The 13,512-nt window shown below is 31.3% G+C and carries 5 protein-coding genes; 4 read left to right on the top strand and 1 reads right to left on the bottom strand.

The window, feature by feature from the left end:
* Window positions 1–154: 154 nt before the first annotated feature.
* The 3 genes from Q0842_RS09260 to uvrB all read left to right on the top strand — a co-directional run bounded on the left by Q0842_RS09260 (window position 155) and on the right by uvrB (window position 12,354).
* On the top strand, window positions 155–5,029 hold the full coding sequence (locus Q0842_RS09260; RefSeq protein WP_298497249.1) for a T9SS type B sorting domain-containing protein: 4,875 nt from the start codon (window positions 155–157) through the stop codon (window positions 5,027–5,029).
* A 134-nt stretch (window positions 5,030–5,163) separates the two neighbouring features.
* The gene (locus Q0842_RS09255) at window positions 5,164–10,323 is read left to right on the top strand and encodes a T9SS type B sorting domain-containing protein (protein ID WP_298497245.1); all 5,160 of its coding nucleotides are present in this window, start codon (window positions 5,164–5,166) and stop codon (window positions 10,321–10,323) included.
* Between the two features lie 27 nt (window positions 10,324–10,350).
* Window positions 10,351–12,354: an excinuclease ABC subunit UvrB gene (uvrB, locus tag Q0842_RS09250; protein ID WP_298497243.1), complete on the top strand. Its 2,004-nt coding sequence runs from the start codon at window positions 10,351–10,353 to the stop codon at window positions 12,352–12,354.
* A gap of 82 nt (window positions 12,355–12,436) precedes the next feature.
* On the opposite strand, the gene Q0842_RS09245 is transcribed toward uvrB, so the two are convergent.
* Complete coding sequence (locus Q0842_RS09245; RefSeq protein ID WP_298497240.1) at window positions 12,437–12,850, bottom strand: TerB family tellurite resistance protein; 414 nt, start codon at window positions 12,848–12,850, stop codon at window positions 12,437–12,439.
* A 367-nt stretch (window positions 12,851–13,217) separates the two neighbouring features.
* Here Q0842_RS09245 and Q0842_RS09240 point away from each other — a divergent pair, with 367 nt between their 5' ends.
* On the top strand, window positions 13,218–13,478 hold the full coding sequence (locus Q0842_RS09240) for a DUF1456 family protein (protein WP_298497236.1): 261 nt from the start codon (window positions 13,218–13,220) through the stop codon (window positions 13,476–13,478).
* The last annotated feature ends 34 nt before the right edge of the window (window positions 13,479–13,512 follow it).

The following is a 13,512-nucleotide window of genomic DNA, read 5'->3' as shown; positions in this document are numbered from 1 at the left end:
TTTTTGCGTTTCATCTAAATAATATCTATTTTTCAACCCAAATTAGCCCCAACTGATTGTATTTGAAACTAATAATGAACAAACTAGAAAGCGCCTACAAGTTATGAGATATATATACTTCATATTACTTATACTTTTTTTCAATAGTAATTTTGTGTTTTCACAACAAATTTCTATTGATGATACTGTAGCCTTACAACCATTAATAGAAGACAATTTAGTTAATGGTTGTGTTAATATTACAAATATAAATTCATCGGTTAATGGAGCCACAAGTGGCTTTGCAAGTTATGCCTATTTTGAAAGAGGAAGTTCTAATTTCCCATTTGAAAATGGCATCATGTTATCTACAGGTGGAGCAACATCTGGTGGTAACGCAGAAAGAACACCAACTTTAAGTGAAGGGTCTAACACTTGGGGAACAGATCCAGATTTAGAAACAGCTTTAGGAATTACAAATACTGTTAATGCAACTTCTATTGAATTTGATTTTACTTCAATTTCAAATCAATTTCAATTTAATTATTTATTGGCATCAGAAGAATATTTTGGTATTAACCCTTGTCAATTTTCAGATGGTTTTGTTTTTTTAATAAGAGAAGCAGGAACCACAGACCCTTACCAAAATATAGCTTTAATACCCGGAACCACTACTCCTGTAAATACAAATACAATACATGATGAAATTTTTGGAGTTTGTCCAGCTCAAAACGATCAATATTTTCAAGGTTATAATTTAGGAGACACAAATTACAATGGTAGAACAACAGTATTAACAGCTACGGGCTCTATACAACCTAATGTTACTTACCATATTAAATTAATAATAGCCGACCAAACAGATGGTACTTTTGATTCTGCTGTATTTATTGAAGGAGATAGTTTTAGAGTTTTAGATTTAGGAGAAGACTTAACTACTTGTGCCAGTTTTACAACTTTAGATGCAGATTTAGAAAATCCCCTTGTTTCTTATGCTTGGTATTTAAATGATGTTTTAATTACTGGTGCTGTGGGACCAACTTATACTGCGGTACAAGACGGAACCTATCGTGTTGAAGCTTCAGTTCCCGTAGATGGCACTAATTGTATCGAAGAAGATGAAATAGTGGTTGTTCTTAATACAGAAGAACCTATGGATCCCATAACTGATTATGAATTATGTGATGATTCAAGTGGTGATGAAACAGAAACTTTTGATTTATCGACAAAAGATATTGAAGTTATTGCAAATGTACCTTTTACAAATTATTCCTTTAGCTATCACTATTCAGACAATGAAGCAAGATTAAATTTAAACCCTATAACTACACCAATAACAAACACACTAAACCCGCAACCAATTTTTGTTAGAGTTCAAGATTCAGATAGTGATTGTTTTTCATATACAACTTTTAACTTAATTGTTAATTCATTGCCTAGTATTGTAACTCCAACTCCATTAGAAGTATGTGATGGTGATGATAATGCCGATGGTTTTGCTATTATAGATTTAACCTTAAAAGATGATGAAATAACATCTGGACAAACAAATCTTTTTGTTACTTATCACTACAACCCTATAGATGCAACTACAGGAAACAACCCTATACCAACACCATACATAAACACTAATACACCTAATGAGATAGTATATGTTAGAATTGTTGATACTCTTACAGGTTGTACAACAACTACTCAATTAGATGTTGAAATAACAGTTAGCCCAATTGTTAACAGAGATACTCAATATATTGATGCATGTGATAGAGATTTAGATGGTGAAGCTTCTTTTGATTTAACTGAAGTGATTAGCAATATATTAAATGGATTAACAGGTGTTTCTACAACATTTCATACGACATTTGATGATGCCCAAATGAATACAAACGTCATAGCAGACGAAACAAATTATCAATACGCAAATGCAATAACAGAACCTGGTTCTGCTACCATTTATTTAAGAATTGAAGACGACATAACTGGATGTGCCACTATAGTCCCATTTGAAATTCACACCAATTTACTATTAACAGGAACAGATACTGGAGATTTTGCACTATGTGACACTAATGATGATAGTACAGACACATTAGATTTTGATTTAAATACTATTGAAACTTTTATTGCAAATGATTTACCAGAAGCAATTACAGTTACATTTTATGAAACTGAAGACGATAGAGACAACACTACTAATGAATTAGATAAAACTACGCCTTTTGCTGCAGTAAGCCCACAGGTTTTATATGTAACTATTGAAGGTGGCGGATGCCTTGAAACTACAGAAATCACATTATTAGTAAACCCAATTTTAATCTTTGGTAATGTTACTATCCCTTATTGTGATGACGATGATGATGGTGTTGCAAGTATAGATCTTCATTCCATTGATGATACTATTACAGGAGGAAATACTAATTTTACAGTTACGTATTTTTCAAATAATGCTGATGCACAAAGTAATAATACAGCAAACCAATTACCACCTTTTTACAACAACACAAACTCCATTGAAACCTTATATGCCCGTATTGAAAGTATAGATTCAGGTTGTTCAACTATTAACCCATTTCAAATTGAGGTATTAGTTGCACCAACAAGTACAGAGCCCACAGATGAAATTATTTGTGATAATGACCAAGATGGATTTTATATTATCAATCTTGAAGATAAAATTGATGAAGCTGTTTCTAGCAGATCTGGTTTAAATATTGATGTTTTCACATCATTTGATGATGCAGATAATAATGTTATTGCAAATGCAATTCCAGTTTCAGACCGAAGCGCTTACAATTCAAACACTCAAACAATCTATATTAGAATTGAAGATGCTATTAGTACTACTGGTTGCTACACAATTGTATCATTTGAAGCCATAATAAATACAGAACCAATAATACAAAACGATATTATTTTTCAAGTCTGTGAGGATGATGGTGATAGTTTTGCTGACTTCATTTTATCAGAAACAGATAGTGACATTTTAAACGGACAAACTGGTAAAGAAGTATATTATTTTGAAAATGAGATTGACGCTACAGATGGAAATTTAGCTAATGCTATTGATAAAACTGTTGCATATAACTCAGATTCTAAAACTATATATGTTAGAGTGCAAAATATTACTGATGCTACTTGTTTTAACACAGGTGCAATTGAAATTCAAGTTGCCCCAGACCCTATTTACGACCCTATAATAGATTTTTTAGTTTGTGATGATGCAAGTAATGATGGTATAAACGAATTTGACCTAGCTGAAAAAGCTAACGAAATCCAATCAACATCACCAGATACTCTAAATATAACTTTTCATTTAACACCTCAAAACGCTGAAGATAATGTTAGCCCACTTCCAGCAAATTATACAAATGTTAGTAACCCACAAAGTATTTATGTAAGAATTGAAAGTAGTGCTTCATTTTGTTATGTTGTTGAAGAACTAGGCATTAATATTGTAGCAGCTCCTGATGTGCTTGTTGGTAATCCATCTATAACAGAATGTGCTCCAGCTTCTGATGGTATTGCAACTTTCGATTTAACATTTTATAATATTGATACTCAAACAACAGATTTTGAAGTTTTAGATCGTGTAAAAAGTAATTTAACAATAAATTATTTTGAAAATGAAACCGATATAAATCCAAATGATGGTTTAGACAATTCAAATGAAATTACAAATCCATCAAGTTTCGAATCAACAGCAAAAACTATTTATATAAAAGTAGCTAACAACTTAACCGGATGCTATAATGTAATTCCAGTAGAATTAATAGTAAACTTACCTCCTTCAATAAATACAATTGGTACTATTACCATTTGTGATAATGATACCAATACATATGATTTATTGGAAGTAAATACATTGGTTGTTGATGATACTTCAATAGTTAATATTTCTTATCATGATAACCTAAATGATGCAGAAAATAATACTTCACCTTTGAGTAGCACATTTAATTACTCGGCAAGTAGTCATGAAATTTTCATAAGAGTTTCAGATATTGCAACTAATTGTCCAATAATCACATCTTTCATTTTACAAATAAACGAAAACCCAATAGCTAATACACCTCCAGATTTAGCAAACTGTGATGATGATTATGATGGTATTCAAAATTTTGATTTAACTGCAAATAATAACATCATTCTAGGAGGTCTTAGCCCTTCAAATTATTCTATCACACATTATGACACATTAAATAATGCCGAAAACAAAACGGATGCTTTACCAAACATGTATTCATCTACAAATGGAGAAACCATATATGTTAGACTCGAAAATAATACTACAGGTTGCTATAGTAATACTCAATTTAACTTAAGAGTTAATACACTTCCCATAATTCCTATTAATGAAATTGTACCTTTATGTAATGATGAGCCAGTAATTGTTATTGCAGATACAGGTGTTACGGGTGACACTTACTTATGGTCTACAGGAGAGACAACCTCTCAAATAACTATTAATCCTGCAGATGCTGGAAGTTATTTTGTAACTGTAAATAGACCAAATATAATTGGAAACGACTGTTCTAATACCCACAATTTTAATGTAATACCGTCTGATGAAGCTGAAATAATAATTACCCCTACAGTTGATTTTGCAGACCCAAATAGTATAACAGTAGAAATAAACAATTCTAGAATAGGAGATTATGTTTTTATTTTAGATGGAGGTGAACCACAAACATCAAATATTTTTGATAATGTTTCTTTTGGCGAACATATAGTTACAGTAAGAGATTTAAATGGCTGTATGGATGTCTCTAAAGAAGTTTTTGTTTTTGATATTCCAAAATTTGTAACACCTAACAATGATAATGTTTATGATACTTGGCATATTGTTGGAGCAGATCAATTACCAGGAACCGTAGTTTACATATACAATAGGTATGGTAAATTAATGAAAATGCTTCCTTATAATTCTGCTGGCTGGGATGGTACTTATAATGGTCAAAATATGCCTTCTGATGATTATTGGTTTTCAGCAGATATTATTCAAAATGGAGAGTCTTTTAATATAAGAGGTCACTTTACTTTAAAAAGATAGACTTTTTATAATAATTAGAAAAAGAGTTATTAAAGTGCTTTAAACTTAAAAATTAAACCTTTAGGGATATTACAAGTCTAATAATATTTAAATATTATATTTTAGTATTTCGATATTAATTAGATTTAATCCTTATGTTTAAAATAATACCAAAGATTTTACTTTTAAAACATTGTTTATTTATTCTAATAATATCGTTTGGTTTTAAAGGATATTCTCAATTAAGCAAAAAACATTATATCCCACCATTAACAAGTGCCTCTTTTGGTAATGCAAATCCAGAAGACCAATATTTATATTTATCAACTCCTAGTAATTCTACTATTTCTTATACTGTCATTCCAGTAGGACAACCTATATCAAGCTATATTACAGGTGTCGTATCAAATGCAACACCTCAGCAAATAGCTATTGGTAGCGGTAACGGGCAGTTATTTTTACCATCAGATGAAACAAGTCTGGTTAAAAATGATAAAGGGTATATAATTGAAGCTGATGTACCAATTTATGTTTCTGTTAGAATGAACGCAGGTGGTGGTGCCCAAGCTGGCGCACTTGTTAGCAAAGGACTCTCTGCACTTGGCACTACTTTTAGAGTGGGTAGTTATACCAATGGAAACCCTCAAGATAATTATTTAAATTTTGTATCAGTAATGGCTACTGAAGACAATACACAAATTAACTTTAGCAACCTACCAGCAGGTTTAATAATAAAAAATTTCTCAGGAACAACGCCCATAAACACTACACTAAACGAAGGAGAAAGTTATACTATTGCTACAAATTGTACAGATGCTACAATAAATCAAGATGGCTTAATTGGTTGTTTAGTAGAATCTGATAAACCTATTGTGGTTAATTGTGGCTCAACAAATGGTAGTTTTGGTACTGGTAATGGAAGAGATTATGGTATCGATCAAATTGTTGGTGCATCAAAAATTGGAACAGAATATATATTTGTAAAAGGAGATGGAGATAATGCTTGGGAAAATGTTTTAATTGTTGCTCATACTGATAATACCTCTATTAGCATAAACGGAAACCCTCCAGTTTCAACCATAAATGCTGGTGAATATTATAACATTGAAGGTAACCAATACAATACTAATGGTAATATGTATGTTCAAACCTCTCAACCAGTTTTTGCATACCAAGGTGTTGGCGGACTTGGCAATAGCGGGGCACCTAGTGAAGCAAATCAAGGATTGTTTTTTGTCCCTCCTTTAAGTTGTGAAACACGTGGTAATTTAGATAATATTGCCAATATAAATAATATAGGCAGCACAAATTATTCTGGCGGTATTACTGTTGTAACAAAAGTTGGAGCAACTGTTACTATAAATGGTAACCCAATTGGTGTTACCCCAAATGCTGTTGACGGAAAACCAGATTATATTACTTATAAAGTAAAAGGTCTTAACGGTAATATTTCTGTACAAAGTGATGACGAATTATATTGTGCTTATTTTAATTATAACGGTAGCGCAACATCTGGTAGTTTTTATTCTGGCTTCCCCTCTGCTCCAGAAATAAATTTTGACACACAATTTGTAACCTTAGGAAATTGTATTCCCAATATAACTTTAGAAGCAGCTAATACTGAAAATTTTGATAGTTTTAAATGGCTTTTTGATGATGGCTCAGGTACTGGCTTTATTGATTTAATGATTACTACATCAAAAATTACGCCTACAATACCTGGTAAATACAAATTAATAGGTGTTATAACATGTACAGGGGAAGAATTAGAATCTATTGAAATACCCATAAGTGTTTGCCCAGATGATAGAGATAATGATGGGATTATTGATAATATTGATATAGATAATGATAATGATGGTATTTTAAATTGTACTGAATCAAAAGGAAATGTGATTATGGATTTATCTAACACAAGACCACCAATTTTAAGGTTTGAAGATGGTACAACAAGTACATCCCTAGCTACTAATAATATTATAATTAATAGATCAACTACAGGTACAAGTTCTGTTAGTTTAACAGATACTGGTAACATTATAAGTACTATTCCTGCAACTACTATAGGCGACAACACATATAACTTATCTTTTACAGAATCTGTTAACGTTAAGTTTTCAGAAGATATTACAACAACACATACAAGTATAGATGGTGAGTTTTTCATTGCAAAAATTTTACCAGTTAATAAAAATATTACGCTTGTTAATACCGATAATCGCCTATTAGTAGACTCAAACTTTGATGGTGTTTTTGAATCAGGAATTTCTTTAATTTCTGGATCAGAAATACACTTTAAAATAAACCCTACTCCAACAGGTGTTACACCTTACGAGTTTTTAGCCAATCAAGTAGAAGGTTTTTCATTTATTCATAATTTAGAAAACACAACTTCAACATCAAATTTCACAGGAAACATATCTCTTACTTGTTTTAAAAACGATAATGATTTAGATGGTGTAAAAGACGCATTTGATTTAGATAGTGATAATGATGGAATACCAGATAGTATTGAAAACCAAGGAAGACTGGTTACATTATCATTTACTGATGTTGATTTTAATGGTTTAGATGATGTTTTTAATATTTCTGATACCCCGGTTGACTCTGATAATGATACTATTCTAGATTTTTATGACTTAGATAGCGATAACGATGGTATATATGATTTGATTGAAACAGGTCAATTAGGAATATTATCCGACACCGATTTAAACGGTATAGACGACAGCCCTAGTTTTGGGGTAAATGGATGGACAGACAATGCAGAAACTACTCCAGACAGTAACGAAATTGGTTATACTCTAAATGACTTAGACAATGATACTATCTTTTCGTATTTAGATCCAGATAGTGATGGTGATGGTTGTAGTGATGTTATTGAAGCTGGATTTTCTGATGGTAATAATGATACAATTTTAGGAGATACTATTGCTACTACTAATGCTTCAGGACTGGTTAATAATGCAAGTGATGGGTACACTCTACCAAACGCAGACTATCTTATTTTTGCTCCTTTGGCTATTTCTACACAACCATTAAACACTACTGCATGTGAAGCCGCAAGTACTTCAATTTTTGTAGTTTCAACTGAAGCTGAAAATTATCAATGGGAAGTAAGCACAGATGGCATTTCATGGAACACTATAATGGAGAATGTTAATTATAGTGATTCACAAACAGCAAGTTTAAATATTACAAACACACCATTAAGTTTCAATACTTTAAATTACAGAGTAAAAATTGATAGAAATGGCAATAGCTGTGGTTTATATTCTAATGTCATTGAACTAACAGTAAATCCAATACCTATTATAAATTCACCTGTTATTTTAATTCAATGTGATGATGATGATCTTACAACACTAGGTTTTAGTCCTTTTAATTTAACAGAAGCAAATAACGAGATTTCAACAAACGCAGTTAATGAAAACTTCTCTTATTATGTAACACAAGCTGCTGCTATTTCTGGAGATATAACCAGCCCCGATTATATTAACAACCCTACCAATTTTGAGAATAGAACTATAAGTTCTGATGTGATTTGGGCGCGTGTAGAATCACAATTTGGTTGTGCTTCCATATCGGAAATACAACTTAATGTTTCTACAACTGTAATTCCGCCAACTTTTGTTGTAAACTTTAGCCAATGTGATGATTTTCTAGATATTAATGGTAATAACAATACAAATAATGATGACAGAGATGGCATCTCTAGTTTTGATTTTAGTAGTGTTACATCATCTATTATTAGCTTTATACCTCCAGGACAAACTATTTTACCACCACGATATTATAGAAACGAAGCAGATGCACTAGCCGAAATAAATGAAATCACAGACCCATCAAATTACAGAAATATTGGATACCCTGGTTCTCAATTTATATATGTTAGAATTGATAGTGCCATCTCTAACGACTGCTTAGGCCTAGGTGCTCATGTTCTACTAAATGTAGAAGCTCTACCAGAAGCTAATACAGTAAGTATTGATAGGCAATGTGATGATGATACAGATGGCTTTTACCCTTTTAACACCTTACAAGTTGAGAGTGATGTATTAGGAACTCAAAACCCTGCAGATTTTACAATTTCTTATTTTGATGAAACAGGAACGCCTCTACCAAGTCCGTTACCAAACCCTTTTCTAACAGAAACTCAAAACATAACTATTAGAGTTACTAACAACTTAACGACAGCTCTAGATGGTCCATGCTATGATGAAACTACCTTATCATTTATAGTAGATGAGCAACCATATGCCAATTCAATTCCAGAACAAATTGTATGTGATGGAAGTGCAGGAGATATTGATGATGATGGCTTTTTCCCGTTCGATACTTCTTTAATTACAAGTACTATTTTAGGAACTCAAATTGGTATGGAAATATATTATGATTATACAGATGAAAATGATAATCGTTTAATCAATCAATCTCGTTTACCAAATCCACTTGTATCTCAAAATCAAACAATTTATGTAAAAGTTGTAAATCCAAATAATATAACATGTACTGCTTCTACAAGTATTAATTTTACTGTAAACCAATTACCCGAATTTACAGTAGAAACACCAAGGCTTGTATGTTCTTCAGATCCTACATTTTCTATTGAATTGGAACCATTTGAGGCTAATACCTCTGAAACTTTTGACTATGAATGGCTTTGGACGAGTTTAGATGGAACAATCACAAATCAATTTGTGTCTAACAATAGAATTATATCGGTCTCTACAGCAGGCACATATACTATCACATTAACTAAAACAGATGGCACAAGTTGTACAAGAACAAGAACTGTATTTGTTGATGCCTCAGAACAAGCTACTATTAACCAAGAAGATGTAACCATTATTGATCTTTCTGAAAACAACTCCGTAACAATTGATACCACCAATTTAGGCATGGGAGATTATGAATATGCTTTACAAGAAGAAGGCTCAACATTTATTAACTACCAAATAGAACCTGTTTTTAATTATGTAAAGCCAGGTTTCTACACCATTCATGTAAAAGATGATATTTGCGGTGTTTCAACACTCATTATTTCAGTAATTGGGTATCCCAAATATTTTACACCAAATGGTGACGGTATAAATGATTTATGGAAAATACAAGGTGTAGATGAACGTATACAGCCTAACAGTACTATTTTAATATTTGATCGCTACGGAAAATTAGTAAAACAATTACTGGTAAAAGATGCTGGATGGGATGGTACTTTTAATGGTAATATTTTATCTACTGATGATTATTGGTTTAAAGTTTTTCTTGAAGATGGCAGAAAATTTTCTGGTCATTTCACTTTAAAACGATAGCACATAAATTTTACGTAATTTTGTAAAATGCAGTTTAAAATTGAATCGGAATTTAAACCTACTGGCGATCAGCCAAAGGCTATAAAACAACTTGTTAATGGTATTAATTCAGAAGAAAAATACCAAACGCTTCTTGGTGTAACTGGCTCAGGAAAAACCTTTACTGTTGCAAATGTTATAGAAGAAGTGCAAAGACCAACATTAGTTTTGGCACATAACAAAACTTTAGCTGCTCAGTTATATTCAGAATTTAAACAGTTTTTTCCAAACAATGCTGTTGAGTACTTTGTTTCATACTATGATTATTATCAACCTGAAGCATACATACCTGTTTCTGGTGTTTATATAGAAAAAGATTTATCAATAAATGAGGAAATAGAAAAAATGCGATTAAGTACAACATCTTCCCTTCTTTCTGGAAGAAGAGATGTTTTAGTAGTTGCATCAGTTTCTTGTCTTTACGGTATTGGAAACCCTGTAGAATTTCAAAAAAATGTAATTACTCTCGAAAGAGATCAAATCATTTCTAGAACAAAGTTATTACATCAATTAGTTCAAAGTTTATACTCAAGAACAGAATTAGATTTTAGACATGGTAATTTTAGAATTAAAGGAGATACGGTTGATATTTTTCCGAGCTATGCTGATGATGCTTTTAGAATTCATTTTTTTGGAGATGAGATTGAAGATATAGAATCTTTTAATATTCAAACGAATGAGGTTGTAGAAAAATATGATAGATTAAACATTTACCCTGCGAATATGTTTGTTACTTCGCCAGATGTACTTCAAGGTGCAATAAAGGAGATACAAGACGATTTGGTAAAACAACATGATTATTTTAAAGAAATTGGTAAACATCTAGAAGCAAAAAGACTTAAAGAGAGAACGGAATTTGATTTAGAAATGATTCGTGAATTAGGCTATTGTTCTGGTATTGAAAACTATTCGCGTTACTTAGATGGCAGATTACCAGGAACACGACCTTTCTGTTTGTTAGACTATTTTCCTGAAGATTTTCTAATGGTTGTTGATGAAAGCCATGTTACTGTTTCACAAGTTCATGCCATGTATGGAGGTGATAGAAGCAGAAAAGAAAACTTAGTAGAATATGGGTTTAGGTTACCTGCTGCAATGGATAACAGACCGTTAAAATTCGAAGAATTTGAGGCCCTACAAAATCAAGTTATTTATGTAAGTGCAACACCAGCAGATTACGAGTTACAAAAATCGGATGGTGTTTATGTAGAACAAGTTATTCGTCCTACTGGATTATTAGACCCTATTATAGAAATACGCCCTAGTTTAAATCAGATTGATGATTTAATTGAAGAAATCCAACAACGTGTTGAAAAAGATGAACGTACTTTAGTTACAACATTAACTAAGCGTATGGCAGAAGAGCTAACTAAATATTTAGATAGAATTCAAATACGTTGCCGCTATATACATAGTGATGTTGATACTTTAGAGCGAGTTGAAATTATGCAAGATTTACGTAAGGGCTTATTTGATGTATTGGTTGGGGTAAACTTACTTCGTGAGGGATTAGATTTACCAGAGGTGTCTCTTGTAGCCATTTTAGACGCCGATAAAGAAGGCTTTTTAAGATCTGCACGTTCACTCACACAAACGGTTGGTAGAGCTGCTAGAAACTTAAATGGGAAGGCTATTATGTATGCAGATAAAATTACCAAAAGCATGCAAAAAACTATAGATGAAACTGAGTACAGAAGAGAAAAGCAAATTGCATATAACACAAAACACAATTTAGTACCAAAAGCTTTAAATAAAAGTTTAGATAATGTACTTTCTAAAAATTCTGTAAGTACTTACAGTTATGAATTGGAAGCCTTAAAAGCTGCTGAACCAGAAAGTGAATATTTAAGTAAGCCTGAGCTTGAAAAGAAAATTAGAGAAAGGCGTAAACTTATGGAAGAAGCTGCAAAAGCCTTAGACTTTATTGTAGCTGCTAAATTGCGTGACGAGATTAAAAGCTACCAAAATAAATTAGAAAAGCTAAAAGTTTAAACTTTTAGCTTTTTACTAATTTTCTATTTGTAAATTGTAATGAATACAGATTTTGATTTTTTAAAAAAATCTAAAAATTAATTTAATTATATTGTGTTTTGAAAATATCAATCAAAACATCTGGCGGTACTATTTTATTTGGAAAACTTTCCATTAAATATAATACCTTAGTTATAGACTCGTGACTTAATCCCATTCTCAATCCAAAGTTATAAAGTTTTATAACTCCGGTAGAATTATTATCTTCATTGTTCTCTTGTTCAATATTTAATAGTAAAACTAATCTATGGAATTGAACTATTCTCTCGCTATGAGATTTTAAATGAGTATAAGTTACTGGGTTTTCCAATAAATACTCAAAATCTTCACGAGAAATATCTAATTGCTTAGCTACACCAAGTAAGAAATTATACTCTATTCGCTTAATATCTTTATCATATTTAGCAAAAGCAATCATTTCTGACAAAAGGCTCAATTTTTCTACTCTATTTACCATACTTTAGGGATCAATTAATTACAATATAAAGTTACACAGAAGAGACTTTTAATAATCGTAGATATAATGTAACTTATCGAAAAACAGTACGTATTTAATCGTAATTTTTAGCGATTTCGTCAATAATTTGATTTTATTGAACTAAAATATTTGCACTTTATCAATTTTAATTTTTAAATTAAAACATAAATAAAATACATAAAACACTAACAACCAGTATGTTATATATTTTTTATTCTAACATAAAAATAATACTAAAAACTAACAATTACGGTATCTTTACATAATCTAATTAAACGTTAGTTTTGATAAAGTCAAAAATAAAAATCGATGAAATACATATATTAAATAACATTCTATAAGAACTATGACAAATAATGATATATTAAAAAAATTAAGAGTGGCCCTAAAACTGCGAGATGATGATATTGTAAAAATTCTAGCACTTGTAGATTTTAGAATTTCTAAAAGTGAATTAGGTGCTTTTTTCAGGAGAGAAGATCACCCAAAGTATATGGAGTGTGGAGATCAAATACTTCGTAATTTCTTAAATGGCTTAGTAATTCATCTTAGAGGTCCCATGCCAAAAAAAGGAGAAAAAACGACAGAAAAAAAGAGCAACAAATAATTGTTGCTCTTTTTTTTATCTTAAATAATTAATA

It is taken from the genome of uncultured Algibacter sp. (assembly GCF_947495675.1).
GTDB lineage: Bacteria > Bacteroidota > Bacteroidia > Flavobacteriales > Flavobacteriaceae > Algibacter_B.
This window is presented reverse-complemented; position numbering and strand designations above follow the sequence as displayed.

What these genes read in the sequence shown, in the direction of transcription:
- Q0842_RS09255 (WP_298497245.1), top strand. Translation starts at nt 5,164, where the DNA reads ATGTTTAAAATAATACCAAAGATTTTACTTTTAAAACATTGTTTATTT.
- Q0842_RS09240 (WP_298497236.1), top strand. Translation starts at nt 13,218, where the DNA reads ATGACAAATAATGATATATTAAAAAAATTAAGAGTGGCCCTAAAACTG.
- Q0842_RS09245 (WP_298497240.1), bottom strand. Translation starts at nt 12,850, where the DNA reads ATGGTAAATAGAGTAGAAAAATTGAGCCTTTTGTCAGAAATGATTGCT.
- uvrB (WP_298497243.1), top strand. Translation starts at nt 10,351, where the DNA reads ATGCAGTTTAAAATTGAATCGGAATTTAAACCTACTGGCGATCAGCCA.